Annotated in this window: 17 protein-coding genes and 5 pseudogenes; 14 read left to right on the forward strand and 8 right to left on the reverse strand. The window is 59.8% G+C overall.

Going from position 1 to position 26,384, the window contains the following annotated elements:
* The first annotated feature begins 203 nt into the window (after window positions 1–203).
* From C4Q26_RS02450 to C4Q26_RS02470, 5 genes are read left to right on the forward strand one after another with little or no spacing between them, the layout of a single operon-like run.
* On the forward strand, window positions 204–2,033 hold the full coding sequence (locus C4Q26_RS02450) for an extracellular solute-binding protein (protein ID WP_027907631.1): 1,830 nt from the start codon (window positions 204–206) through the stop codon (window positions 2,031–2,033).
* Window positions 2,030–3,871 (forward strand): extracellular solute-binding protein, encoded by a 1,842-nt coding sequence (locus C4Q26_RS02455; RefSeq protein ID WP_104882682.1) that lies wholly within the window; start codon window positions 2,030–2,032, stop codon window positions 3,869–3,871. The genes C4Q26_RS02450 and C4Q26_RS02455 overlap by 4 nt, the downstream gene beginning before the upstream one ends.
* A 1-nt stretch (window position 3,872) precedes the next feature.
* Window positions 3,873–4,946 carry a microcin C ABC transporter permease YejB gene (locus C4Q26_RS02460; protein ID WP_023379731.1) on the forward strand — a complete coding sequence of 358 codons (1,074 nt, stop codon included), beginning with the start codon at window positions 3,873–3,875 and terminating at the stop codon, window positions 4,944–4,946.
* A 1-nt stretch (window position 4,947) separates the two neighbouring features.
* Window positions 4,948–5,967 carry an ABC transporter permease gene (locus C4Q26_RS02465; protein WP_023379729.1) on the forward strand — a complete coding sequence of 340 codons (1,020 nt, stop codon included), beginning with the start codon at window positions 4,948–4,950 and terminating at the stop codon, window positions 5,965–5,967.
* Between the two features lies 1 nt (window position 5,968).
* Window positions 5,969–7,579, forward strand: a complete 1,611-nt coding sequence (locus tag C4Q26_RS02470) for an ABC transporter ATP-binding protein (RefSeq protein ID WP_023379728.1) — start codon at window positions 5,969–5,971, stop codon at window positions 7,577–7,579.
* Window positions 7,580–7,719: 140 nt separating this feature from the next.
* Here the strand turns inward: C4Q26_RS02470 and C4Q26_RS02475 are convergent, their stop codons facing one another.
* The 5 genes from C4Q26_RS02475 to C4Q26_RS02495 form a co-directional block, all read right to left on the reverse strand.
* Window positions 7,720–8,274, reverse strand: coding sequence for a helix-turn-helix domain-containing protein (locus C4Q26_RS02475; RefSeq protein ID WP_023379726.1), 555 nt, complete (start codon window positions 8,272–8,274; stop codon window positions 7,720–7,722).
* Between the two features lie 252 nt (window positions 8,275–8,526).
* Window positions 8,527–9,885, reverse strand: coding sequence for an aspartate aminotransferase family protein (locus tag C4Q26_RS02480; RefSeq protein ID WP_104881965.1), 1,359 nt, complete (start codon window positions 9,883–9,885; stop codon window positions 8,527–8,529).
* Between the two features lie 70 nt (window positions 9,886–9,955).
* Entirely contained in the window at window positions 9,956–10,729 is a 774-nt protein-coding gene (locus C4Q26_RS02485; RefSeq protein ID WP_023379724.1) for a gamma-glutamyl-gamma-aminobutyrate hydrolase family protein, read from the reverse strand.
* An 84-nt stretch (window positions 10,730–10,813) separates the two neighbouring features.
* Window positions 10,814–12,160, reverse strand: coding sequence for a glutamine synthetase family protein (locus tag C4Q26_RS02490; protein ID WP_027907633.1), 1,347 nt, complete (start codon window positions 12,158–12,160; stop codon window positions 10,814–10,816).
* Window positions 12,161–12,187: 27 nt separating this feature from the next.
* Entirely contained in the window at window positions 12,188–12,742 is a 555-nt protein-coding gene (locus C4Q26_RS02495) for a helix-turn-helix domain-containing protein (RefSeq protein WP_104882683.1), read from the reverse strand.
* Between the two features lie 436 nt (window positions 12,743–13,178).
* Between C4Q26_RS02495 and C4Q26_RS02500 the strand changes: the two are divergent.
* From C4Q26_RS02500 to C4Q26_RS02530, 7 genes and pseudogenes are all read left to right on the forward strand, one after another.
* Window positions 13,179–13,397: pseudogene (locus C4Q26_RS02500) on the forward strand (type VI secretion system tip protein VgrG); the annotation flags it as partial.
* 159 nt (window positions 13,398–13,556) lie between these two features.
* Window positions 13,557–14,315 (forward strand): annotated as a pseudogene (locus C4Q26_RS02505) (RHS repeat-associated core domain-containing protein); the annotation flags it as partial.
* 398 nt (window positions 14,316–14,713) lie between these two features.
* Window positions 14,714–15,295: a DUF1963 domain-containing protein gene (locus C4Q26_RS28050; protein ID WP_177429818.1), complete on the forward strand. Its 582-nt coding sequence runs from the start codon at window positions 14,714–14,716 to the stop codon at window positions 15,293–15,295.
* Between the two features lie 576 nt (window positions 15,296–15,871).
* Window positions 15,872–16,231, forward strand: a complete 360-nt coding sequence (gene tnpB, locus C4Q26_RS02515) for an IS66 family insertion sequence element accessory protein TnpB (RefSeq protein ID WP_230384521.1) — start codon at window positions 15,872–15,874, stop codon at window positions 16,229–16,231.
* An 18-nt stretch (window positions 16,232–16,249) separates the two neighbouring features.
* The gene (locus tag C4Q26_RS02520) at window positions 16,250–17,803 is read left to right on the forward strand and encodes an IS66 family transposase (RefSeq protein WP_104882684.1); all 1,554 of its coding nucleotides are present in this window, start codon (window positions 16,250–16,252) and stop codon (window positions 17,801–17,803) included.
* Between the two features lie 28 nt (window positions 17,804–17,831).
* A pseudogene (locus C4Q26_RS02525) lies at window positions 17,832–20,165 on the forward strand (RHS repeat-associated core domain-containing protein); the annotation flags it as partial.
* Between the two features lie 372 nt (window positions 20,166–20,537).
* A complete protein-coding gene (locus C4Q26_RS02530; RefSeq protein WP_023379718.1) occupies window positions 20,538–20,948 on the forward strand; it encodes an Imm44 family immunity protein in 411 nt (136 codons plus the stop codon).
* Here C4Q26_RS02530 and C4Q26_RS02535 read toward each other — a convergent pair.
* Window positions 20,945–21,455 (reverse strand): annotated as a pseudogene (locus C4Q26_RS02535) (transposase); the annotation flags it as partial. The gene C4Q26_RS02530 and the pseudogene C4Q26_RS02535 sit on opposite strands and share 4 nt — an antisense overlap.
* A 1-nt stretch (window position 21,456) precedes the next feature.
* Between C4Q26_RS02535 and C4Q26_RS02540 the strand changes: the two are divergent.
* Window positions 21,457–21,714, forward strand: a pseudogene (locus C4Q26_RS02540) (hypothetical protein); the annotation flags it as partial.
* A 94-nt stretch (window positions 21,715–21,808) separates the two neighbouring features.
* Window positions 21,809–22,957: a M14-type cytosolic carboxypeptidase gene (locus C4Q26_RS02545; RefSeq protein WP_023379716.1), complete on the forward strand. Its 1,149-nt coding sequence runs from the start codon at window positions 21,809–21,811 to the stop codon at window positions 22,955–22,957.
* 63 nt (window positions 22,958–23,020) lie between these two features.
* Here C4Q26_RS02545 and C4Q26_RS02550 read toward each other — a convergent pair whose 3' ends face one another.
* A complete protein-coding gene (locus tag C4Q26_RS02550; protein ID WP_023379715.1) occupies window positions 23,021–23,995 on the reverse strand; it encodes a spore coat U domain-containing protein in 975 nt (324 codons plus the stop codon).
* On the reverse strand, window positions 23,992–26,319 hold the full coding sequence (locus C4Q26_RS02555; protein WP_371919597.1) for a fimbria/pilus outer membrane usher protein: 2,328 nt from the start codon (window positions 26,317–26,319) through the stop codon (window positions 23,992–23,994). The genes C4Q26_RS02550 and C4Q26_RS02555 overlap by 4 nt, the downstream gene beginning before the upstream one ends.
* Between the last annotated feature and the right edge of the window lie 65 nt (window positions 26,320–26,384).

The raw sequence follows: 26,384 nt of genomic DNA on the forward strand, positions 1-26,384 counted from the left end.
CCGTGCGGCACGCGACGCGGTGCATGGCACCGGCTTCGCCGGTGATCGCCGGCAAGTCGGCGCCTACCGATAAACGCTGACTCGATGAATTGGCGGGCAATCGGCGGGAGCCGAACAGGCCTTCCGAGACACCCTTTTTCCAACCCCGCCAAGCTGTTACTGTAGCCCGACCAAAGCCCAACGCCTCTGGATCGGATGCCGAATTGATACGTCCCCTCCTGCTGTCACTCAGCCTGGCCTTGAGCTTTCCCGCAGTCGCGATGGTGAGCGAAAGCCACGGATACGCGCAGTTCGGCACGCTCAAGTACCCGGCCACATTCACCCATTTCGACTGGGTCAACCCGCAAGCGCCCAAAGGCGGCACGTTGCGGGCCATGGCATTTGGCACGTTCGACACGCTCAACCCCTACACCTTCAAGGGCTCCAGCCCGGTCACCACACCGAACTTCCTGCAATACGGCATTAGCGAGCTAAACGAACCGCTGATGATCGGTACCGGCCAGTACGACCCATCCGGTGATGAACCGACCTCCAGCTATGGCCTGATCGCCCGCTCGGTGGAATACAGCGAGGACCGCAGCTGGGTGGTATTCAACCTGCGTCCTGAAGCCCGATTCCACGACGGTCACCCGATCACTTCGGCAGACGTTGCGTTCTCCTACCGAACCCTGCTCAAGGAGGGCCACCCGATCTACCGCACCAATCTGCAGGAAGTGCGGCGGGTGGATATTCTTGGGCCGCTGCGTATCCGCTTCGTGTTCAAGCGCACTGGCAACCCCTTGCTGATCCTGCGTTTGGGAGAAATGCCAGTGCTGCCTAAGCATTACTGGCAAAACCGCGACTTCAAGGCCACAACCTTCGAGCCGCCGCTGGGCAGCGGTCCATACCGCATCACCCAGGTGCAGCCAGGCCGCAGCCTGGTGTTCGAGCGTGTGAAGAATTACTGGGGCAAGGACCTGGCGGTCAACCGGGGCAAGTACAACTTCGACCGTGTCGAGTACGAGTTCTACCGCGACGCCACGGTGGCCTTCGAAGCCTTCAAGGCCGGCGAATTCGACATCTATATCGAGCACCAGGCCAAGAACTGGGCGAACGGCTACAACTTTCCGGCGGTGCGCCGGGGTGATGTGATCAAGGCGCAAATACCCCACCGCATTCCGACCCAGACCCAAGGGCTGTTCATGAACAGCCGCCGCGCCACCTTCAGCGATGCGCAGGTTCGTCAGGCCCTGGGCCTGATGCTCGATTTCGAGTGGACCAACCGCGCCCTGTTCAGCAGCGCCTACCGGCGTTCGACCAGTTACTACCCCAACAGCGAGTTCGCGGCGACCGGCCTGCCCACCGGCAAGGAATGGCTGCTGCTCGCACCGTTCCGCGACCAGTTGCCAGATAAGCTGTTCACCGAGCCCTACAAGGTCAGCCACACCGATGGCCGCGGTATCAACCGCCAGACCCTGCGCCAGGCCCTGGCCCTGTTCGCCCAAGCCGGCTGGAAGCTTGACGGCCAACGCCTGGTGAACAACAAAGGCCAGCAGTTGCGCATGGAACTGTTGCTGGTTAACCCCAACCTTGAACGCATCCTGCAACCTTATGTCGAAAACCTGGCGAGCATCGGTATCGACGCGCGCCTGCGCACCGTGGACCGGGCCCAGTACAAACAGCGCCTGGACCAGTTCGATTTCGACATGATCCTGATGACCCTGAACCAGACCCTCAGCCCTGGGCTCGAGCAATGGCTGTACTTCCACTCCAGCCAGGCGACCACCAAGGGCAGCAAGAACTATGCTGGGGTCAAGGACCCGGTGGTCGACCACCTGCTCGACACGTTGCTCGCCGCCCGTACCCGCGACGACCAGGTCGCCGCCGCCCGCGCCCTGGACCGTGTGCTTTCGTGGCATTACTACATGATTCCCAACTGGTATCTCGACAATCACCGCCTGGCGTACCGCAACCGGTTCGCTTTCGTCGCCACACCGCCCTATACACTGGGCTTGAACAGCTGGTGGCTCAAGACTTCGGAGAAAGCCCAATGATGCCAACGCATCGACTGCGCCGGCTGGCAGGCAGCCTGTGGCTCGCCTGCCTGAGCCTACCGGCATTGGCCGCGCCACAACATGCGCTTACCCTTTACGACGAAGCGCCCAAGTATCCGGCCGACTTCAAGCACTTCGACTACGTCAACCCGGACGCCCCCAAGGGCGGTACCTTCCGTCAGTCCAGCTTCGGCGGCTTCGACAGCCTCAACCCCTTCATCAACAAAGGGGTCGCCGCCGACAACATCAGCATCATCTACGACACGTTGATGCGCCAGAGCCTGGACGAGCCGTTCACCGAGTATGGCCTGGTGGCCGGCAAGATCGAAAAAGCCCCGGACAACAGCTGGGTGCGCTTCTACCTGCGCCCCGAAGCCCGCTTCCATGACGGCCACCCGATGCGGGCCGACGATGTGGTGTTCACCTTCAATGCCCTGACCAAGCAAGGGGCGCCGCTGTACCGGCAGTACTATGCCGACGTGGCCGAAGTGGTCGCCGAAGATCCGCTGCGGGTGCTGTTCAAGTTCAAGCACGGGAACAACCGTGAGCTGCCGCTGATTCTCGGCCAACTGCCAGTGCTGCCCAAGCACTGGTACGAGGGCCGCGACTTCACCCGCGGCAACCTGGAAATTCCGCTGGGCAGCGGCCCGTACAAGGTGGCCGAGGTCAAGGCTGGCCGTTCGATTCGCTACGAGCGGGTCAAGGACTACTGGGCCAAGGACCTACCGATCAACCGAGGTTTCTACAACTTCGACGCCATGACCTTCGATGCTTTCCGCGACAACACCGTGGCCCTGGAAGCGCTCAAGGCCGGGCAATTCGACTACTGGCTGGAAATGAGCGCGAAGAACTGGGCCACCGCCTACAACGTACCGGCGGTACGTGAAGGTCGCTTGGTTCGCGAAGAGCTGCCCAACGGCAACCCAACCGGTATGCAAGGCTTTATCTTCAACCTGCGCCGCCCGCTGTTCCAGGACGTACGCGTACGCGAAGCGCTGAGCCTGCTGCTGGACTATGAATGGACCAACAAACAGCTGTTCAACGGTGCCTACACCCGCACCGGCAGCTACTTCGAAAACTCCGAAATGGCCGCCCGTGGCCTACCCAGCGCCGATGAACTGAAGATTCTCGACCCTTTGCGCGGCAAGATCCCCGAGCAGGTCTTCACCGAGGCATTCCACAACCCGGTCAGCGATGCCAGCGGCGTGATCCGCGAGCAACAGCGCAAGGCATACCAGCTGCTGCAGGACGCCGGCTGGAAGATCGTCGACGACAAGATGGTCGATGCCCAGGGCAAGCCGGTGTCCATCGAGTTTCTGCTGGCACAGACCGAGTTCGAGCGTATCCTGCTGCCGTTCAAGCGCAACCTGGCCGACCTGGGCATCGACCTGAACATCCGCCGGGTCGACGTTTCCCAGTACATCAACCGCCTGCGCTCGCGCGACTTCGACATGATCGTCGGTGGTTTCCCGCAGTCCAACTCGCCCGGCAACGAGCAACGCGAGTACTGGACCAGCGCCGCCGCCGACAACCCCGGCAGCCGCAACTTCATCGGCCTGCGCGACCCGGCCATCGACCAACTGGTCGAGCAGTTGATCAACGCCGATTCGCGCCAGAGCCTGATCAACCATACCAAGGCACTGGACCGTGTATTGCTCTGGGGCTACTACGTGATCCCCAACTGGCACATCAAGACCTGGCGCGTGGCCTACTGGAACAACGTCGGCCACCCGAACGTGTCGCCCAAATACGACGTGGGCATCGACACCTGGTGGATCAAGCCCGAAGTCGCCCCGGCCACGCCGGATACAGCGGCCCCTGCCGATGAGGCCAACTGACATGCTGGCCTACATCCTGCGACGCCTGCTGCTGATCATTCCAACGCTGTTCGGCATCCTGATCATCAACTTCATCATCGTCCAGGCCGCCCCCGGTGGCCCGGTGGAACAAATGATCGCCAAGCTCGAAGGCTTCGAAGGCGCCACCAGCCGCATCGCCGGCGGTGGCGCGGAGGTCTCGGTGGCCGGTTCCAGCTACCGAGGGGCGCAAGGCCTTGACCCGGCGCTGGTCGCCGAGATCGAGCGGATGTACGGCTTCGACAAGTCGGCGCCGGAACGGTTGTGGATCATGATCAAGAACTACGCCCAACTGGATTTTGGGGAAAGCTTCTTCCGCGACGCCAAGGTCATCGACCTGATTGCAGAGAAGATGCCGGTGTCGATCTCGCTGGGGCTGTGGAGCACCCTGATCATGTACCTGGTGTCGATCCCCCTGGGGATCGCCAAGGCAGTGCGTCACGGCAGCCACTTCGACGTCTGGACCAGCTCGGCGATCATCGTCGGCTATGCCATTCCCGCGTTCCTGTTCGCCATTTTGCTGATCGTGCTGTTCGCCGGCGGCAGCTACTTCGACTGGTTCCCGCTCAGGGGCCTGACCTCGAACAACTTCGACGCGCTGTCCACCAGCGGCAAGATACTGGACTACTTCTGGCACCTGGTACTGCCGATTACCGCGCTGGTGATCGGCAACTTCGCCACCATGACCCTGCTGACCAAGAACAGTTTCCTCGACGAGATCAACAAACAGTATGTGATCACCGCCAAGGCCAAGGGCCTTAGCCGGTCGCGGGTGCTGTACGGCCATGTGTTCCGCAACGCCATGCTGCTGGTGATCGCCGGCTTCCCGTCGGCCTTCATCGGAATCTTCTTCACCGGCTCGCTGCTGATCGAGGTGATCTTCTCCCTCGATGGGCTGGGGCTGATGAGTTTCGAAGCGGCGATCAACCGCGATTACCCGGTGGTCTTCGGCACCCTGTTCATCTTCACCCTGCTGGGGCTGGTGGTGAAACTGATCGGCGACCTGACCTACACCCTGGTCGATCCACGCATCGACTTCGCCAGCCGGGAGCACTGACATGGCCCTGTCCCCTCTCAACCGTCGGCGCTTCGAGCGCTTCAAGGCCAACCGCCGGGGCTGGTGGTCATTGTGGCTGTTCATCATTCTGTTCGGCCTGAGCCTGGGTGCCGAACTGATCGCCAACGACAAACCCATCGCCGTGCGTTACGACGGCCAATGGTATTTCCCGGCGTTCAAGCGCTACCCAGAGACCACCTTTGGCGGCGAATTCCCGCTGGAGGCCAACTACAAGAGCCCGTATATCCGCGAGCTGTTGGCCAAGAAAGACAGCCTGGTGCTGTGGGCGCCGATTCCGTTCAGCTACCAGAGCATCAACTACGACCTAAAGGTCCCAGCCCCTGCGCCGCCTTCGGCCGACAACTGGCTGGGCACCGATGACCAGGGACGCGACGTGCTGGCCCGAGTGATCTACGGTTTCCGCGTTTCGGTGCTGTTCGCCCTGACGCTGACCGTGCTCAGCTCCATCGTCGGCGTCATTGCCGGCGCCTTGCAGGGCTACTACGGCGGCTGGGTCGACCTGGCCGGACAGCGCTTCCTGGAGGTCTGGTCGGGCTTGCCGGTGCTGTACTTGCTGATCATCCTGGCAAGTTTCGTTCAGCCCAATTTCTGGTGGCTGCTGGGGATCATGCTGCTGTTCTCCTGGATGAGCCTGGTGGACGTGGTCCGCGCCGAGTTCCTGCGCGGGCGTAACCTCGAATACGTGCGCGCCGCCCGTGCCCTGGGCATGCGCAATGGCGCGATCATGTACCGGCACATCCTGCCCAACGCGATGATTTCGACCATGACCTTCATGCCCTTCATCCTCACTGGCGCCATCGGCACCCTGACCGCCCTGGACTTCCTCGGCTTCGGCCTGCCGCCCGGCGCGCCTTCGCTGGGTGAGCTGGTGGCCCAGGGCAAATCCAACCTGCAGGCGCCCTGGCTGGGCATCAGCGCCTTCGCCGTACTGGCGGTGATGTTGAGCCTGCTGGTGTTCATCGGCGAGTCCGCCCGTGACGCCTTCGACCCGAGGAAATGACATGAGCGAAGACAACCTGATCGAAGTCCGTGACCTTGCGGTGGAGTTCGTCACCGGCGAGCAGGTCAACCGCGTGGTCGATGGCATCAGTTTCGACATCCGCAAGGGCGAGACCCTGGCCCTGGTCGGCGAGAGCGGTTCGGGCAAATCGGTGACCGCCCACTCGATCCTGCGCTTGCTGCCCTACCCCCTCGCACGCCACCCCGGCGGCAGCATCCGCTACGAGGGGAAGGACCTGTTGCATCAAAGCGAAAAGGCCATGCGCCACATTCGCGGCAACCGCATCGCGATGATCTTCCAGGAGCCAATGACCTCCTTGAACCCGCTGCACTGCATCGAGAAACAGATCAACGAGATCCTGCTGATACACAAAGGCCTGACGGGCAAGCAAGCCACCGCCCGCACCCTCGAACTGCTGGAAATGGTCGGTATTCCCGAGCCGAAGAAGCGTCTGAAGGCCTTGCCCCATGAACTGTCCGGCGGCCAGCGCCAACGGGTGATGATCGCCATGGCCCTGGCCAACGAGCCTGAACTGCTGATCGCCGACGAACCAACCACGGCACTGGACGTGACAGTTCAGCTGAAGATTCTTGAGCTGCTCAAGAAACTGCAGAAGCGCCTGGGCATGGCCCTGTTGTTGATCAGCCACGACCTCAACCTGGTGCGGCGCATCGCCCACCGCGTGTGCGTGATGCAACGCGGACAGATCGTCGAACAAGCCGACTGCAGCCAACTGTTCAGCGCACCGCAACACCCTTACACGCAGATGCTGATCAACGCCGAGCCGAGCGGTTTGCCTGCACATAACCCGGAGGGCGCGCCGCTACTGGAGGTGAAGGACCTCAAGGTCTGGTTCCCGATCAAAAAGGGGCTTCTGCGGCGCACGGTTGACCATGTGAAGGCGGTGGATGGCGTCAACTTCAGCCTGCCCCAGGGGCAGACGCTAGGGATCGTGGGTGAGTCCGGCTCCGGTAAATCGACATTGGGCTTGGCCATCCTGCGCTTGATTTCAAGCCAGGGGGCAATCCGGTTCCACGGGCAGAACCTGGAGCGCTTGAACCAGAAGGAAGTCAGGCCACTGCGGCGGGAAATGCAGGTGGTGTTCCAGGACCCCTTCGGCAGCCTGAGCCCGCGCATGTGCGTGGCGGACATCGTCGGCGAGGGTTTGCGTATCCACCGCATCGGCACTGCGCAGGAACAGGAAGCGGCGATTATCGCGGCACTGGAGGAAGTGGGGCTCGATCCGCGGACCCGTCACCGTTATCCCCATGAGTTTTCCGGAGGCCAACGTCAGCGGATCGCGATTGCCCGGGCCTTGGTGTTGAAACCTGCACTGATCTTGCTGGACGAGCCAACTTCAGCGCTGGACCGGACCGTACAACGGCAGGTCGTGGAATTGCTGCGCAATCTGCAGAGCAAGTACAACCTTACCTACCTGTTCATCAGTCATGACCTGGCGGTGGTCAAGGCGCTGAGTCACCAGTTGATGGTGATCAAGCATGGACATGTGGTGGAACAAGGGGATGCGCAGACAATCTTCCATGCGCCGCAGCATGCCTATACGCGGCAGCTGCTGGAGGCGGCGTTCCTGGAAGTGGAAGCGGTCGGATAGGTTGCCCGCGAAAAACCAACTACTCGGGGATCAGGAGGCGTACCGCGTCTTCTGCTCGCCGAGCGTGTGGTTTCAGCGCACCCTGCAGAAGGTCACGAGCCTCGGCGAGCTGGCGAAAAAACAGTCTCACTGCGCGTGCCTCAATTGAAGACCCAAAGCACGCGGGTGGGTTTGTCCGTTAGGTTGGCGTAACGAAAACGTGCGTGGGATTGCAACTGAAAGCTGTCATTGGTGCGAAGCGTCACAGGCTCACCTTCGTCCAGCCAGACCGTCAACTCGCCTTCGAGCACGAAGCAGCCCTGCTCCGAACTGTCATCCAGGTATTCCTCCCCGCTGCTAGCCCCTGGTTCGAGGTGGCTGTCCAGCATGGAAAAAGCCCCGTTGATCGTGGGCGAGACCAGCACATCGGTAATACCACCGCCCAGATGCAGCGTACGACGGGCCTCAGGACGGGTTACCCAATCGAGCCCACGGGGTTTGTCCAGGTTGTAAAAGTACGCCGTCGACACACCGAGCGTTTCACTGATCGCCGTCAAGTCCGCCACGGTTGGACGCGACACGCCCCGTTCTACCTGGGAGAGAAAACCCACCGAACGGCCAATACGTTGAGCCAGCTCGCCCAGTGTCAGGCCTTTGAACTTGCGCAAGTCGCGAATGAGTACAGCCAGCTCTTCAATTTCTTCGTGAACTTTCATGCTTGAACCTTGAACGCAAGAACATCGCATGCCGTGATCTTCAATGGGCTCGACAACATGAAGGCGGGTTCACGAGTTTGTGCGAAGTAAACGTACGACCCAAGATCAAGCGCGGCTAAGCAACATAGAAATGATTGGCATGGAAAATACAGGAATGCCTTCACAAATCAAGCCCGCCACCGCGCTTGCTTCAAGGCAGTGAAGCGAGCCCCTCGGCGGGAACCGCTTGGCCCCTACCGAGACGCCCTACCCTCACTGAATGGCCTGGTAGGTCAGGTCCAGGCACTTGCGCGCCTTTTCCACCAGTTCGTCGATCTCTTCGATGCTGATGACCAGTGGCGGCGCGATGATCATGGTATCGCCCACGGCGCGCATGATCAGGCCATTGTCGAAACAGTGCTGGCGGCAGATCATGCCGACCCCTTGGCCTTCGTAGCGCGCCCGAGTGGCTTTGTCCTTCACCAGCTCGATCGCACCGAGCATGCCCAACCCGCGCACTTGGCCCACCAGCGGGTGGTCGGCCAACTCGCGCAGGCGCTTTTGCAGGTAGGGCGCGGTTTCTTCGCGGACCCGCTCGATGATCTTCTCGTCGCGCAGGATACGCAGGTTTTCCAGGCCTACCGCAGCCGCCACCGGGTGACCGGAGTAAGTGAAGCCATGGTTGAAGTCACCGCCTTCGCCGAGCACCTTGGCCACTTCGTCACGCACGATCACACCGCCCATGGGGATGTAGCCAGAGGTGAGGCCCTTGGCGATTGTCATCAGGTCGGGCTCAAGGCCATAGTAATCGGTACCGAACCACTGGCCGGTTCGACCGAAGCCGCAGATCACCTCGTCGGCGACGAACAGGATGTCGTACTTGGCCAGAATTTCCTTGACCTTCGGCCAGTAGGTCTGCGGCGGAATGATGACACCTCCGGCTCCCTGGATCGGCTCAGCGATGAAGGCGGCGACATTGTCCACGCCAACCTCAAGAATCTTCTGTTCCAGCTGCTCGGCCGCCCACACACCGAATTCGGCCTCGGTCATGTCGCCGCCTTCGCCAAACCAGTACGGCTGCGGGATGTGCACGATATCCGGAATCAGGCCGCCCTGCTGGTGCATGCCGCTCATGCCGCCCAGCCCCGCACCGGCCACGGTGGAGCCGTGGTAACCGTTGATGCGGCCAATGATGACCTTCTTGCTCTTCTTGCCCTTGATCGCCCAGTAGTGACGAACCATGCGCAACACGGTGTCGTTGCCCTCGGAACCGGAGCCGGTGAAGAACACATGGTTCATGCCTTGCGGGGCCACGTCGGCAATCGCCTTGGCCAGTTCCAACGCGGGTGGGTGCGCGGTCTGGAAGAACAAGTTGTAGTACGGCAGTTCCTTCATCTGCCGGCAGGCCACGTCGGCCAGCTCGTCACGACCGTAGCCGACCGCCACGCACCACAGGCCGGCCATGCCATCGAGGATCTTGTTGCCTTCGCTGTCCCACAGGTACACGCCCTTGGCCGAGGTAATGATACGCGGGCCTTTCTCGGCAAGTTGTTTGACATCGCTGAAAGGTGCCAGGTGATGGTCACGACTCATCGCTTGCCAGGCAAGGGTCTGCGAATTCTTTTCACTCATCGACTTCTCTCCATCAATATACGCAGGCGGGCTGCGCGGATACTTTTCTATATGCGGGATCGGGCAGTTTTCAGGCGGACTTCAACATCAGTTGGCGCAGCACCGAACGTTGCCGGCAGGCTTTTCCAAACGACTGGAAGATCGTCAGGTAATGTGGGTTTTCCAGCACCTGAAACTCCGGGTGCCATTGCACGGCCAGGGCAAATCCCTTGCTGCCTTCCACCGAGATCGCTTCCACCAGGCCATCCGGTGCACGCGCTTCCACCCTTAACCCAGGCGCCAACACATCTATGCCCTGGCCATGTATGGAATTGACATCGATGATCGCCGGCAACCCCATGCGGTCCATCATGCCGCCTGGCTGTATATGCATCGTGTGGCGCGGGCCATATTGCTTTTCCATGGGTTCATCCTTGCCCTCGCGGTGGTCCATGAATGAACCCGTCTCATGAACTTTCTGATGTAAGGTGCCACCCAGCGCAACATTCATCTCTTGGAAGCCACGGCAAATGCCAAGTACCGGAACGCCTGCCGCGATGGCTGCACGCATGAGCGGTAAAGTCGTGGCGTCGCGCACAGGGTCGTGATGAGTTCCCGGTGCACTGGCTGGGCCGTTGTAATGGAAAGGTTCGATATTGGACGGCGAGCCGGTAAAGATCAGCCCATCCACCGTGTCGATTATGTCGGCGGTATCCATCAAGTCAGCGAGACTGGGAATCACGATTGGTAAACCACACGCCGCCTTGGCCGCAGCGCGCGCATACTTCTCGCTGATAATCTGGGTCGCATGCTGTTCAATCATGCGGGTGCATGCTGTGATGCCGATAACGGGCACACGTGGCATATCATCCTCCGGCAAATCAGTGTTGGGAGTTATATTCAAACTTGTTGAATAGAGGGTGCAGCGTCATGACTTGGCTATTGGCACTTACAAGAACCAGCGATATTCGCGAGCACTGATGTCATTGAGAAAATCCAGTTGCTCCTGGTATTTGTTTTCGCAGTAGACCATCACGAACTCACTGCCTAGCCCCTCGTTGACCACCGGATGGTGGCGCATGGCGGCTATTGCGCTCAGGGCATCCTTGGGAAAGTCGATACCGCTCTTGCGGTTGTCGTTCAGTGGCGCAATGGGTTCGATGCCGCGATCCAGGCCATGCTCCATCCCAGTCAGGATGGCCGCCAGCACCAGGTACGGATTGGCATCGGCGCCGGCGAGCCGGTGTTCGATACGCACGTTGCGCGAGTCGGACTCGGGAATGCGAATGCAGGCGTCGCGGTCTTCGAAGCCCCAGCTCGCAACGCTGGCAGCGTTGACCATGGCCCCGTAGCGGCGGTAGGCATTATGGTTGGGTGCGAAGATCGGCATGCAATGGGGAAGCAGCTCCAGGCACCCGGCCACCGCATGGCGCAAGTTGCGCTGTTCGCGACCGGCGAGGATGTTGTTGCCAGCGTCGTCGTACAGACTCACATGCACATGCATCCCGCTGCCCGGGGCGTCCAGGTATGGCTTGCTCATGAAGCTTGCACGATAGCCATGCTTCATCGCGACACCGCGAGTGCTGCGGCAGAACAGCGCCGACCAGTCCGCCGCGCTCAGCGCATCGTCGCTGTGGGAGAAGTTGATTTCGAACTGGCCAGGGCCAAGCTCCGCCGTGATGACGTTTGCCGGCACGCCCTGCTCGTTAGCGACATCGACCATCTCATGCAGTACGGACGAAAATCGCGACAACCGTTCGATATGCATGTTCGGCTGATCATCTTCATCGTCAGTCGCGGTATCGCGCGGGAACCGCGGCAGGCCGTCCTTGAGCTTGCGATCGAACAGGTAGAACTCAAGCTCGAAGGCCACGACCGGGCGGATGCCGCGCTTGGCAAGACGTTCGACCACACGGGCCAGCACTTCACGGGGCTCGAACTCGATAGGATTTGCAGTGCCGTCCGAAGTCATCAGCATCTGTGCGATCACTTCCTTTTCCCAGCGCACCGGTCTCAACGTCCCAGGCACCAGGCGCCGTGCTGCATCCGGGTCTCCATCGGCAAAGCAGTAGTCACCAATCGGGTAGAGGCCACCCTGGGTGCCCAGCAGTACACAATTCTGCGGCACCTTCAGCGGGGCGCCGGCTGCGACTTTCTCGAGCATGTCCATTGGGTATCGCTTGCCATAAAAGTGCCCGGGAATATCCAGTGCAATCAGGTCGACATACCGTACTTCTGGGTGTTCCGCTCGGAACGAGCGCACTTCAGTCAACAGATCCGGAAAGATGAGACTCATCTTCTTATCCTTGTGATGTGAACGAATTCAATTGAATACCCAAAGCACGCGGGTGGGCTTGTCCGTCAGATTGGCGTAACGCAAGTGCGCGTGGGGTTGCAGCTGGAAGCTGTCGTTTGCATGGAGTGTCACGGCGTCGCTGTCGTCCAACCACACCGTCAGGTCACCCTCGAGCACGAAGCAGCCCTGTTCCGAACGGTCGCTCAGGTACTGCTCGCCACTGGTCGCACCCGGCTCGAGAAGGCTGTCGAGCATGGAGAAGGCGCCAGCGATAGTGGGCGAAGCGAGCGCATCGGTAATGCCCGAGCCGAAGTACACCGTGCGTCGCTCATGAGGGCGAGTCACCCAACTGACGGCGCGAGGCTTGCTCAGGTTATAGAAGTATGCGGTGGAAACGCCGAGCGCTTCGCTGATTGCGGTAAGGTCCGCCACGGTGGGACGGGTAGCACCCTGCTCGACCTGGGAAAGGTAGCCCACCGAACGATCAGCGCGCTCAGCCAGTTCGCTCAACGACAGGTTCTTGAATTTGCGCAGGTCGTGAATAAGGATCGCCAGGGCCTCAACCTCTTCGTGCATCTTCATCGCTTAGAACCACCGTGAATTTTTTAGACTTATTTTTCATGAAAAAATACACGAAAAAATTCACGAGTCAAGCGACGTGTCATTTTCTGGCCAAGGGCAAGCCCACTCCAATCCTGTAGGAGCCGGCTTGCCGGCAAGAAGCCCGACACTGATGCGCAGTGCAACCTTTGCCGCAAAGCTCAACAGGCATCGCAGAGAGAATGCCGAGCAAGTGCGACGTTTAGCCCTTCCACCCGCTGTAGTCCCAATCCTACGAGTCGTGTCGACCCGCGTCTGACATACCTGGGAATCCCTTTCCCGTAGTGTTTCCAGTGATTGCCACGGCGCAGGCTTCGCGCCTAACCAGCCCATTTCCCGGACTTCGGTTCCGTTCCCTGCCGTGTTCGCGCGACGGACAGCAGTCGTTTTCGCTACGTTTTCCCAAAGGAGGACAGGGATGTTTGCCGCCGCGAACCAGACCCATTTCAGCTTGCACATCGACGGCCTGGAGCACGATTTCCAGGTCCTCGCCTTCGACGGCACGGAAGCCATCAGCCAACCCTACGCCATCGACCTCGAGCTGGTCAGCGAGCGCCCCTCGCTGGACCTGGAACGCCTGCTGCACAAACCCGCCTTCCTCCAGCTCGACGACAGCGGCCGTGGCCTGCACGGCCTGAGCCCTCCCGCCAACCCGGCCAAGCGCCCGCTGGGCAGTGAGGTGCTGGCATGAGTGGCGAAACCAAGCAACGCGAAGCGCAAGTCGCGGTCGCCCCACTCAACACCATCGACGCCAAGGACGTGGGCCGCGGCGCCGCCGCCTTCGACGCCTGGCCTGACCTGGGACCTGTTCGACCGTCTGGTCCGCTTCGACGATGGCAAGCTCAGCGTCGCGTACAGCTACGACGCGCTGGGCCGTCGCCTGCACAAACACTCGACCGCGCATCACTACGACGATCCCCGTGCGGGCAGTGGCTGGAACCAGATGCAACGCGCCAAGCGCCAGCGCGAACTGGGTTGCGGTTACACCCTGTACGGCTGGGATGGCGACAACCTCGCCTGGGAAAGCTCGCCACCGCAGGACGAAGGCGAAACCGGGCGGACCGTGCACTACCTGTACGAACCGGACAGCTTCGTGCCCGTTGCGCAGGCGCTGCGCAAGGCACCGATTCGCCTGTTACGGCAGCCGGACTGGCGTGGACGCGAATACGACATCGACCAGGACCCGCTGTGGCAGCACGAAGTGAAGCCGCAGCCGATCGATGCGATTGCCTGGTATCAGTGCGATCACCTCGGTACGCCGATGGAGCTGACCGACCACCACGGAGAGGTGGCGTGGGCGGGGCAGTACAAGGCGTGGGGTGACGTGCGCGAGGTGCGCTCGGAGTGGGCCAAGCAGGTTGGGATGAGCAACCCGATTCGCTTCCAGGGGCAGTACCACGATCATGAGACCGGGCTGCATTACAACCGGTATCGGTACTATGATCCGAGGGTTGGGCGGTTTGTGAGCCAGGACCCGATCAGCTACGGTGGAGGGTTGAATCTTTTTGAGTACGCACCGAACCCCATCGGTTGGCGCGACATGCTCGGGCTTGCAAGAGATTGCCAGCTTGGAACTTACGGGAGTTTAACCAGCAAACCCAATAGAGGAGACAAGTTGGATGCCCATGAGTTTGTGAGGAATGAGTTGCTGGAGCAAATGCGTCTGACGCCTGAGGGGGTTAGAAATAAAGCGAATCCTTCAATTGCCATACCAAAAACCATACATCAGCAAGTTCACAGAAATGAGAACAAGCTTGCTGCTGAGCACTTAGGGCTTGGCCGGGATGAGTTTCAATATGATACAAACGGACGTCCTAGTAGGCGTCAGATGGATATTTGGCAGGGAGCGTTGCGAACATCAGGCCTGCCGGCCTCTCGAGCCCGGCAGTTAAGGCAGGAAGCGGAGCAGTTCTTGTCGAACTGTCCTTGTACGATTTGATTTGGAGGTGTGGGATGTTTAATGAATTGACTTTTGAAGAGGGCGAATTTGATCTGCGTAAACCTTATCTAGGCGGTGGGGCGCACCTACCAGGCTCCATAAGCTGGCCTTTAGACCGTCAAGGCAACCCTAAGCTCCACTTAGCGTGTTTTCCGCTTTCCTTTTTGGCTGAATACAGTGATGTCAAGCTGGATGGTGCTAAGTTGGCCTCTGTATTTGTACCCTACTCTAAAATGAGTGATGACTATATTGATGAGGTCATGGAGGAAGGAGGAGATGTGTTGATTTATTCTCCGGGCGCGCAGCCAATTTATGGCTATGGTACGGATTTTTTACCGCCAAGATTGATTTCTGTTGTCAAAAATCAAGGCGAAGACAGTAATGAAAATGGGATCGCAAAGATTGGTGGGACTCCATGCTGGCTCCAGGATGAAGAATTTACGCCAGGAATGAGCTATGTCCTACAGATTAATAGCTCCCGCTTGAATAAAGCGGTTCCTTCACATAAGGGAATTCTTGTAGGTGGTATAGGGACACTGCTACTCGGGAGGCTAGATGGCGAAGTGCAAGGTAGATTTATAGTTCAAACGACTTGATGTTTATTTAATCGGGCTTTGGTGATGTCGGATTATAAGGTCTCCCATTCTGGTGTCGCTGGAGTCAATGCGCCCCTTTATATGAATTTAATGCGTGAAGGGGCTGCGCTACCGAGGGATCCTTGGCAAGGGTTTTGGTCATAACATCACGTCAGAATGTATAGCGCAATTCTGTTTTCGACAGATCTATATGTGAGGAATTACGCAAAAAAAGATAGGCTACAATATATTTAGCGGACTTCTTGAAGTCTATCACTATGCATTTGCACGAAAAAGCAATGTGCTTTTTTGGGTGGTGATTTTAAGAGTGTTCGGGAGTACATTGATCTTTCTCGTTTCCGCAGGACTTTAGGCCAAAAGTACCTGGTACTACTACGATATCCAGGGCCATCTGTATCACATCCGCTACCCGGACGAACGCTCCGAGTGGCTGTTCCGCGATGAGCGCAAGAAGCTCCTGCGCCACGTGCACGCCGATGGCAGCGAAGACCGTAAGCGCTCCATGAACCCCACATTCAAAGCGCTTACCTGATCCTTGATGCTGTGCTCCCGATTTCTTTCTGGAGCCTGCCGACGATGATGCGCCCCGACGCCAAAGTCGAAAAAGTCTATCTCTACCCCAAGCCCGTCGACTTTCGAAAATCCATCGATGGCCTCGCAGCCTTGGTTGAACTGGATATCAAGGTGGCCGTGTTCGACCCGGTTCTTTTCGTGTTCCTCAACAAGCCGCGCAATCGCGTGAAGATCCTCTATTGGGAGCGCAACGGTTTCTGTCTCTGGCTCAAGCGCCTGGAATCAGAACGCTTCAAAACCTCGCCCGACATCACTGATGAAGCCATTGTCCTGACTGTTCAGGAGCTGAACTGGCTACTTGACGGCTTCGACCTCTGGCGCAACCGTCCGCATCAGGTTTTGACCCCTCGTTTCGTTGCCTGAATCGGTATAATCCTCGGCATGAATCCCATGCCCGATGACCTTCCCGATGACCCTGTCCTGCTCAAGCAAATGCTCCTTGAGGCTTACGCAGCATGCTCGCGTGAGCAGGAAGTCAAAGAAGCCTACGCCACTCACATCGTTGATCTGAAAGAACAGATCAAGTTGCTGCGTGATCGTCTTTTCGGCCGCAAGTCCGAGCAGGCCATCGACCCCAACACGCCGCAACTGGCGATGTTCAACGAGGCAGAAAGCGAACCTCTGTTGACGGTGGAGACGCCGGATGAAGAAGTCGTCACGCCAGCGCCACTCCGGGGAAAACGCAAGCCACTCTCGGCTGATCTGCCACGTATCGAAGTCATCCACGAGCTGCCTGAACACGAACTGACCTGTGCCTGCGGTTGCCTCAAGCATGAGATCGGCGAGGAAATCAGTGAGCAACTGGATATCGTGCCGATGCAGATCCGCGTGCTCAAACATGTCCGTAAGGTCTACGGCTGCCGGGGTTGTGAAGTTGCCCCGGTCACGGCAGACAAACCGGCTCAACTGATAGAGAAGAGCATGGCCAGCCCGAGCGTGTTGGCGATGTTGCTGACGACCAAGTATGTCGATGGCTTGCCGCTGCACCGTTTTGAAAGTGTCCTGAGCCGGCACGGTATCGACATTCCACGACAGACACTGGCGCGCTGGATTATCCAATGCAGCGAACATGTCCAGCCGCTGTTGAATCTGATGCGTGAGCGATTGCTGGAAAGTCCGGTCATTCATTGCGATGAAACCCGTGTCCAGGTACTGAAAGAACCGGATCGAGACCCGACCAGCCAATCCTGGATGTGGGTGCAAGTCAGCGGGCCGCCTGACCGAAAAGTCGTGCTGTTCGACTACAGCTCCAGCCGGGCGCAGGAAGTGCCGTTGCGCCTGCTGGAAAGTTATCGCGGGTATGTCATGACGGACGATTACGCCGGCTATAACGCGTTGGCGCTGCAGCCTGGCGTAGAACGGTTGGCGTGCATGGCGCATGCCCGGCGCAAATTCGTCGACGCTCAGAAAGTGCAGCCTAAAGGCAAAACCGGACGGGCCGATGCCGCACTGACGATGATCAACAAGCTGTATGGCATCGAGCGCGAACTGAAAGATGCCAGTGACGAGCAGCGTTTTGTCGCGCGACAGGCGCAAGCCTTGCCAGTCCTGAGCCAGTTGAAAAGTTGGTTGGACAAGGCCCAGTCCCAAGTCACGCCGCAAAGCGTGCTGGGCAAGGCCGTGAATTATCTCGCGAATAACTGGAGCCGATTGGTGCGTTACGTCGAGACTGGTTTTTTGCCGATCGACAACAATCTGGCCGAACGCTCGATCAAGCCGTTTGTCATCGGTCGCAAGGCCTGGCTGTTCAGCGACACGCCCAAGGGCGCCACGGCCAGTGCCCAGATCTACAGCTTGGTCGAGACTGCAAAGATCAACGGCCAAGAGCCTTATACGTGGCTGCGCCACGTACTGGAGCGACTGCCCCACGCGCAGACCGTAGCGGACTATGAAGCGTTACTTCCGTGGAACTGCTCGCCGGAAATGCCACGGTAACTGCGACTTCCTATTCGCGGTAGGTGGGGTTCATGGATCGCTTACCGAAGACCGCTACGACTACGACGATCAAGGCAGCGTCATTCGCCATATCCGTGCCGACCACAGCAAGACGCACTTTGCCTACGACGACCGTCGTCACCCGATCAAGATCCGCGACGCAGAAGGCGGCCTGTGGCTGCGTGATTACGACCGGAAAGGCAACCTGGTCGAAACCACCGACCCGCTGGGCAACAAGACCGAATTCGCCTACACGCCTTCGGGCCTGGTGAAGGCGATCAAGGATGCCAACGGCAACGAGAAGAAGCTGGCGTACAACGCGGCGGACCAGCTGATCGAGTACACCGACTGCTCGGGCAAGACCAGTCAATGGGAGTACGACGACGTCGGTCGTCTGGTGCTGTTCACCGATGCGGCGGGCAACAAGACCACCTACGCGTACAAGGCCGGTCAGCTGGCGAAAGTCACCCACCCCGACAACACCGAAGAGCGTTTCGAACGCGATGCCGAAGGCCGCCTGTTGGCCCACGCCGACGCGCTGGACCGCTGCACCACCTGGTCCTACGACGCGGCCGGCAAACTGGTCGAACGGGTCGACGCCAACGAGCACAGCTTGCGCTACCGCTGGGACAAGCTGGGCCGCCTGATCGGGCTGGAGAACGAGAACGACAGCAAGGCCACGTTCCTGTACGACCCGGTCGGTCGCCTGCTGGAAGAAAAGGGCTTCGATGGTTTGGTCACCCGCTACCAGTACGACCCGGACAGCGGTCGACTGGCCAGCACCCAGGTCGGTCAGCGTCTTACCCAGGTGTCCTTCGACGCCGTGGGAAGGATCGTTTCCCGAGTCGCCCGCCAGGGCGACCAGCGCCAGGAAGAAACCTTTGCCTACGACGGCAACGGCAAGCTGATCCAGGCCGTCAATGCCGACAGCAAGCTGCAATGGTTCCATGACGAAGCGGGCAACCTCACTCGCGAGCATCAGTACTACCTCAAGACCGCTGTGCCGATGGTCGCGGTGTGGAGGCACGAGTACGACGCGCTGAACCTGCGCACGGCGACGATTCGCCCCGATGGCCATAAGGTCAGCACGCTCACCTACGGCAGCGGTCACGTGCTGGGCATGACCATCGACCAGCATGAGCTGCTGGCCTACGAGCGCGATGATCTGCACCGCGAGGTCGTGCGGCACCAGGGCAACCAGCTGATGCAGACCCAGGCGTGGGACCCGGCGGGTCGCCTGCAGGAGCAATGGCTGGGTAGCCACGACGGCAAGTCCACGTTGCTCAAGCGCCAGTATCAATACGATGCCGTCGGCCAGCTGACCGACATCCACGACACCCGCCGTGGTCACCTGGCCTATCAGTACGACCCGGTGGGCCGCCTGCTGCAAGCCACCAGTCGCCTGGGTGTCGAGACCTTCGCCTTCGACCCGGCTGGCAACCTGCTGGACCAGAAGCCCCAGGAACTCAACCGCCCGCTGGAAAGCGACCCGCGTCGCAACAAGCTGATGGACAACCTGCTGCGCGAGTACGCCGGCACGCATTACCAGTACGACGAACGCGGCAACCTCATCCACCGTCTGCACAACGGCGACAAGGCCCGCCTGACCTGGGACCTGTTCGACCGTCTGGTCCGCTTCGACGATGGCAAGCTCAGCGTGGCATACAGCTACGACGCGCTGGGCCGTCGCCTGCACAAACACTCGACCGCGCATCATTACGACGATCCCCGTGCGGGCAGTGGCTGGAACCAGATGCAACGCGCCAAGCGCCAGCGCGAACTGGGTTGCGGTTACACCCTGTACGGCTGGGATGGCGACAACCTCGCCTGGGAAAGCTCGCCGCCGCAGGACGAAGGCGAAACCGGGCGGACCGTGCATTACCTGTACGAACCGGACAGCTTCGTGCCCGTTGCGCAGGCGCTGCGCAAGGCACCGATTCGCCTGTTACGGCAGCCGGACTGGCGTGGACGCGAATACGACATCGACCAGGACCCGCTGTGGCAACACGAAGTGAAACCGCCGCCGATCGATGCGATTGCCTGGTACCAGTGCGATCACCTGGGCACGCCGATGGAGCTGACCGACCACCACGGAGAGGTGGCGTGGGCGGGGCAGTACAAGGCGTGGGGTGACGTGCGCGAGGAGCGTTCGGAGTGGGCCAAGCAGGTTGGGATGAGCAACCCGATTCGCTTCCAGGGGCAGTACCACGATCATGAGACCGGGCTGCATTACAACCGGTATCGGTACTATGATCCGAGGGTTGGGCGGTTTGTGAGCCAGGACCCGATTAGCTACGGCGGCGGTTTAAACCTGTTTGCCTATGCGCCGAACCCTGTGGAGTGGATTGACCCGTTGGGGCTGTGGAAAGGACAGCCGCGTCAGTCGAATGGGCGGTTTGGGGCAGGGAAAGATCCTTCGATACCGTGTCCGTGTGAGACCGAGACCTCAGAAAAAGTTCATGGCAATAACTTAAATACTACTGCTTTAGCAGTTGGTTACACGCTGAGAGATCGTAATGATGATGAAAAAATTATGAAGTTTGGCGAAACGACGATGGGCACAAGACGGTATACAAAAGCATATCTCGATAAAAATAACGTGAATATGCAGATCGAAGTTTCTGGCACGAAAAGGGAGATGCATGCTTGGCAGCATCGGCAGATCTTGGATTATAAGGCTCATAACGGAGGGGGTAGGCCTCCTTTGAATAAAAGCGATTTCTAGGAGTGGCTTATGAAAGTTTGGATGTCGAGCGAGAAGGAAGCGCTGGTAGGTAAGGCTGAGCACGCTGCTCGTAACAAAATCGAGCCTGTAATAAATCGAATTTTAGACAAGGTTAATTTGGTCGGCGACCTCGAGAAGTGGAGTGTTATTTTTATAATTATGCGCGATGAGTGGTTGGAAAGTTATCCGGAATTGAAACGCTATCATAAGGCAAAAAAAGATGTAGAGCTGCGAGTGCAGTTGCCATTTTCTGAGTTTAGAGATGCTGATGAAAACCAGCAGGTCAACCTACTGCTAGACGCACTGTTGCGCTCTGTAGATATGATGGGTGAAATGAAGAATTTAAAGCTAAAATATGAGGATTACTATTTGTTAAAGGAAGTGATTGAAAGGGCGCGTTTAGAATTAAATCCTACTTAGGCGCTGGACGAAAAGAGATGTCGCAAACACTGCATGGAGCAAGCCAGCGAGACCGTGGCTTCTTAGCTTTTTGCGAGCTTGTCGAAACGTGTCACGATGCGCCTATTTTCTTTCAGCTAGCCAAACATGCGCTCGATGAGGTTGCGTTGTCGGTACTTGGGCCTTTCAAACAGTCTGGGTAGGCCAGGTTTGGGTTTGCGCTTCATTCCACTGCGACTGCGGCCTAGAGCGTGACCGGTAGGCTCGTCAGCCCCCCTTTTTCCGAGCGCCAGATGAGACTCGGGTTGCGCGTACTGCGGTTGAGTCGACTATCCAGGTTTGCAAATCGATCAACCCTTGCTCATTCAATCTCAGATGTAACCGTTTGAGCATCTGATCGAATGCCCCATGATGACGCCAGCCTCGAAACCGTTGATACACCGTTGACCTTGGGCCGAAGCGCTCCGGAACATCTCGCCACGCAGCCCCCAAGCAGAGCACCCAGCGCACACCATCGAGCATCAGGCGTGACCAGCATGAGCTGCTGGCCTACGAGCGCGATGCTCTGCACCGTGAGGTGGTCCAGCATCAGGGCAACCAGCTGATGCAGACCCAGGCGTGGGACCCGGCGGGTCGCCTGCAGGCGCAATGGCTGGGTAGCCACGACGGCAAGTCCACGTTGCTCAAGCGCCAGTATCAATACGATGCCGTCGGCCAGCTGACCGACATCCACGACACCCGCCGTGGTCACCTGGCCTATCAGTACGACCCGGTGGGCAACCTGCTGGGCCAGAAGACCTAGGAACTCAACCTAAACGCTGGTGCACGCCGAGCCCCAAGGCGGTGTACAGTACCCCCACGAAAATCCCAGGAGCCTGACAATGACCGCAACGCTGTCCCCCCTGAAAATCGACTGCGATTTCGATTCCGGCAACATCCAGGTACTGGATGCCAGCAACCCGAGCCGGGTGCACCTGGCCATCCGCCCGGACACGCACAGCGGCCATTTCCAGTGGTTCCACTTCAAGGTCAGCGGTCTCACGCCCGGCCAGGTCCATCGCTTCAGCCTGGACAACGCTTCGCAGTCTTCCTACAAGAACGCCTGGAGTGGCTACAACGCGGTGGCGTCCTACGACCAGCAATCCTGGTTCCGGGTCCCCAGCCAGTTCGATGGCAAGGCCCTGTCATTCGAAGTGAAGGCCGAACAGGAGCAGATCTGGTTCGCTTATTTCGAGCCCTACCCCCGCGCCCGTCACAACCAGCTGATCGAACGCGCCCGGCAGATTCCGGGAGTCGAGCTGCTGGCTAGCGGCCGCAGCGTGCAGGGCCGCGATATTCCGTTGCTGCGCGCAGGCGATGGCGCTGCAAACAAACGCAAGTTGTGGCTGATCGCCCAGCAACATCCGGGCGAGCACATGGCCGAGTGGTTCATGGAGGGTGTGATCGACCGCCTGCAAGCCAACGACGCGGTGGTGCAGCAACTGCTGGCCAAGGCAGACCTGTACCTGATCCCGAACATGAACCCCGACGGCGCCGTCCTCGGCCACCTGCGTACCAACTTCAAGGGCAAGGACCTCAACCGGGCCTGGCAAGACGCCAGCGTCGAGCTCAGCCCAGAAGTGTTCTTCGCCCAGGCGCAGATGAAACAGTACGGCGTGGATGCGTTCATCGACGTGCATGGCGATGAGGAAATTCCGCATGTGTTCACCGCCGCCTGTGAAGGCAACCCAGGGTACACGCCGCGGCTGGCGAAGCTGGAGGCGCAGTTCCGCAGCACGCTGTGCAGGGTGACGCCAGACTTTCAGACCGAATATGGCTATACCCGTGACGAACCGGGGCAGGCCAATACGACCCTGGCGTGCAATGCGGTGGGCATGGCCCATGACTGCCTGTCGCTGACCCTGGAGATGCCGTTCAAGGATCATGACGATGCGCCCAACCCTGAGACCGGATGGTCGGGGGCGCGGTCGAAAGCGTTGGCCGGGGCAGTGTTGGAGACATTGTCGAAGATGGTCGATGATTTGCGTTGAGGTTGTCGGCGTCCTCGCCGGCCAGCCGGCTCCCACGAGGCTGTGGGGGCCGCAACAGCGGTGTCAGAACTGCACGTCCAGCACCACATTATCGATGTAAGTCGCCGCCGGCGGTGTGGCCTGGTCGGTGTATACCTTAGCGTTGTAGTTGAAGACCTGGCTCCCGGTACCAGTCCCATTGCCCGGGTTTATGTCGGCATCGCTGCTCGAACGCCGGGCGCTGCTCAACGCCCCCCAGCGCACCGCACCGGCACTTTTGAAGATGTCGTACGCCAGGTAATTGTTGGCGCTGGATTTCATCCGGCGCCGTCCGCCCGATACGTTCTGCCCGTCGTCCAACCCTACCGTGTAGCTGCTGCCCTTGGTACAGGACAAGCTCACGCTCTGGCTAACCGTGCCAAACCCACTCACCACCGGCGCGCTGGCGAAACTGATGTTGGGTGTGGTGATCTGGCAGTCGTTGCTCACGGTCAGGCTCACATTGAGCGACCTGCTGCCACTACCGGAATCTCGCCCCGCCAGGCACAGGCCGCCGACGGCGACCCCCACGCAATAATCCCAGTTCCAGGAAAGGGTCAGGGTTTCCTGGTACAAGCCTGCCGCCACATTGCTGCCGATCTGGGTCCTGAAGTACAGCGGCACGGTTTTGGGCGCAGTGCTGCCAAGCAGCCCGAGTGCTTCGAGGATGCCCTTGGGTGCGAAGTCGAACGCTGGTGTGCCGCGGCTGATGGGATAGGACGTAGTGTTATCGCCATAGATCGTATAGGGGATGACATCCCCCGTCGGCCCAACCAGACCGGTCGTCGACGATGTGATCGTGAGATAGAAATGGTCAGTGGTCGACAGCAGCGCCAACAAAGAGCCCGTGCATTGAAGCCCGGCATTGGTTGTGGAGGCACTCTGCACGACGGTGCGTACCAGGGTCGAGTTGACCGTGCCGAAAGCAGCGGGCGCGGTCGATACCAATGTGCATCCCGCCCAGGCAGGCCCGGTCGACACCAGTGCGCACGACAGCAAGCCGCCAAGTCTCACCTTCATCGGCACACCAGTGGGCCGATCAGTGGAATCGAGCCCTCCCCTTCAGGCAGATCGAATTCGACCTGACATTGCCCGCCCCCTTCCAGGTCGACGTGCAGGCGGTTGTGCGGCGACAGATTCTCCAGGTACACCAGGCCATCCCAGCCGACCACCGCCTGTCCACCGCTTTGCTGGTGGGTCACACGGCTGCCCAGCTTGAGTGCCTGCTGGCCAACATCGACCAGTTCGATGCTCGCCGCCATCACCCGCTTGAGCTGAAATTCCAGCAAATAGCCGCTGCCTCGCCGCACCGCTACTCGCTGCTCCACCTCTGCCGCCAGGATGTCCGGCGGCAGGTTCATGGGGTCGATCTCGTACTTGCCGCGGTAGTAGCCGCTGCCATAGGGCACCAGCAGGTGGCCGTTCCGGTCGGTACGGCCCACCTCCTGGTTTTCGTAGCGCACGGGGATATCGGCATAACCGCCGGTGCTGACCACTACGAAGGCATCGTCGATGCGGTTGGCGGCGAACAGGCCGGCGTCCATCCACACCAGGGAACCGGTGGCATCTGCCCAGCGGGTCATCGCGCCACTGCTGCCGTAGGCCCCGACCTGCAACTGCACCGACTGCAGGCGCCAGGTCACATCGGCTTGGCGGTAGGCGTCGCGGTCACCGCCCGTGGCGTACCCCAGGTTGTAGCCAACTCCACCGCCCAATGGCACGGCGCGGCTATAGTTCACGCGTTGCAGGTCTTCGCCCTGCTGACTGCGCTCGGTACTCAGGGCCAGGGTTCCGTGCAGGTCGAACGGGATCACCAGCTGGGCCTGCACTGCCCACTGGCTGTCGCCTATCTCGCGATTCGCCGACAGATACAGGCTGCTGTTGCCCCAAAGCGGCTTGCTCCAACTCAGGTTGAGCAGGCGGGTCCGTGTGCCATCGCCGGCGCGCACATCGAAATAGCCGGCACCGAGGCTACCGTACCGATTCAGGTTCAGACTCGCGGTGACCTGCTCGCTGCGCTGACTCAACTGCATGTCCGGGGTATCGACCCGTGACAGATCAGCATAGCCGCCGTGACGCTGCAAGCGCTGATAATTGAAGCCCAGCCGCTGGCTGTTGAATTGATAGCCGAACGCGACCTGATGGCCTTTTTCCCCCTCGAACTGGCTTTGGGCCAGGGCCGCATTGAGCACGCCGAAGTTACCCAGCCGCATGTTCCCGCCCAAGCCACCGAGCAACAGCGATTCGGCGGTCTCGACATGGCTTTCCAGGGTGAAGCTGTCGGAAACGCCATGGCGCAGGCTGGCTGAGGCGACGCCTGGGCCATAGCTGAAGTCGCGCACGCCATAGTCACGGCGCAAGCTGCCAGCCGCCACCGAAAAATCCGACAGGCCTTTCTGCAACAAGGTGCTGGTGACATAGAACGGCAAGGTGGTGGAAACCTGACGGCCGAGTGCGTCGGTGGTGACTACCACGGCCTCACCCGCACCGTTGATGAAAGGCACGTTAGTCAAGGTGTAGGGGCCCGGTTGCAGCTCGGTGGTGCTGCTCTTGTAGCCGTTGATGAAGAGGTCCAGCGACGTCGGCACTGCTGCTTCACCGGCAAATGCCGGCAGTGGGTAGGTGACCAGGTCCGGCCGGGCGCCGAAGTCGCGCGACACCTGCACACCGCCGACGCGCACCGATCCGGTCCAGGGCAAAGCACCGGTGACCAGGTCACCGGCATCGTAGGTCAGCAGGCGCTGTTCGTCGGTGTAGCGCCATAGGGTGTCATAGCGCAGGAAACCCTGACGGCTGTCATCGCCTGGCATGCGCTGGAACGACTGACGCCACTGGCCGGTGGTGGCAAACGAGCCCCAACTATCGAACAAGCGCAGTTCATTCCAGGCAGCGAGGTAGGTACCACCCTCATCGGTATCATTAAGGTAGAGGTCGTAGTTGAACAATGCGCCGAAGCTGCTGCGGGCGTCGCTGGGTGGATACAGGTTGCGATCGCCGACCTGCTGGTCTGGCAGCCATGCGGGGGGCACTTGCAGCATAAGGCGCTGGTTCTGACTGTCGTAATCGACGTGAAGGCTCTGCACGGCATCCAGCTCCACTTCCCCTTGGGGGTTGCCCGGCAAGTCGATACCCGCACTGCGAAGCACGTCGCTTTCCAGATAGAGACGTCCGTTGCGCTGCTGGACCGGTACCAGTTCAACCCTGGGCACTTGGTTCACCCATACATCGAGGTACAACGTGGCGTCGGCGACGGCAGCCATCTCCGTGGGAGGCGGCGGCAGGTCGTCGGCCACGCCGAGGTTGGGGCTTAACACAGCAGCCCCCAGGCACCATGGACGCGCCATCAGTGACAGCCATTTCACGCACGGTTTCCAACCATTGCCGGGGCCCCCTTGGCCACTGCCTAGCA

Source organism: Pseudomonas sp. SWI44 (assembly GCF_002947915.1).
GTDB lineage: Bacteria > Pseudomonadota > Gammaproteobacteria > Pseudomonadales > Pseudomonadaceae > Aquipseudomonas > Aquipseudomonas taiwanensis.

Coding starts and splice junctions, on each gene's coding strand:
- C4Q26_RS02455 (WP_104882682.1), top strand. CDS start 2,030: ATGATGCCAACGCATCGACTGCGCCGGCTGGCAGGCAGCCTGTGGCTC.
- C4Q26_RS02460 (WP_023379731.1), top strand. CDS start 3,873: ATGCTGGCCTACATCCTGCGACGCCTGCTGCTGATCATTCCAACGCTG.
- C4Q26_RS02465 (WP_023379729.1), top strand. CDS start 4,948: ATGGCCCTGTCCCCTCTCAACCGTCGGCGCTTCGAGCGCTTCAAGGCC.
- C4Q26_RS02470 (WP_023379728.1), top strand. CDS start 5,969: ATGAGCGAAGACAACCTGATCGAAGTCCGTGACCTTGCGGTGGAGTTC.
- C4Q26_RS02475 (WP_023379726.1), bottom strand. CDS start 8,274: ATGAAAGTTCACGAAGAAATTGAAGAGCTGGCTGTACTCATTCGCGAC.
- C4Q26_RS02480 (WP_104881965.1), bottom strand. CDS start 9,885: ATGAGTGAAAAGAATTCGCAGACCCTTGCCTGGCAAGCGATGAGTCGT.
- C4Q26_RS02485 (WP_023379724.1), bottom strand. CDS start 10,729: ATGCCACGTGTGCCCGTTATCGGCATCACAGCATGCACCCGCATGATT.
- C4Q26_RS02490 (WP_027907633.1), bottom strand. CDS start 12,160: ATGAGTCTCATCTTTCCGGATCTGTTGACTGAAGTGCGCTCGTTCCGA.
- C4Q26_RS02495 (WP_104882683.1), bottom strand. CDS start 12,742: ATGAAGATGCACGAAGAGGTTGAGGCCCTGGCGATCCTTATTCACGAC.
- C4Q26_RS28050 (WP_177429818.1), top strand. CDS start 14,714: ATGTTTAATGAATTGACTTTTGAAGAGGGCGAATTTGATCTGCGTAAA.
- tnpB (WP_230384521.1), top strand. CDS start 15,872: ATGATGCGCCCCGACGCCAAAGTCGAAAAAGTCTATCTCTACCCCAAG.
- C4Q26_RS02520 (WP_104882684.1), top strand. CDS start 16,250: ATGAATCCCATGCCCGATGACCTTCCCGATGACCCTGTCCTGCTCAAG.
- C4Q26_RS02530 (WP_023379718.1), top strand. CDS start 20,538: ATGAAAGTTTGGATGTCGAGCGAGAAGGAAGCGCTGGTAGGTAAGGCT.
- C4Q26_RS02545 (WP_023379716.1), top strand. CDS start 21,809: ATGACCGCAACGCTGTCCCCCCTGAAAATCGACTGCGATTTCGATTCC.
- C4Q26_RS02550 (WP_023379715.1), bottom strand. CDS start 23,995: ATGAAGGTGAGACTTGGCGGCTTGCTGTCGTGCGCACTGGTGTCGACC.
- C4Q26_RS02555 (WP_371919597.1), bottom strand. CDS start 26,319: ATGGCGCGTCCATGGTGCCTGGGGGCTGCTGTGTTAAGCCCCAACCTC.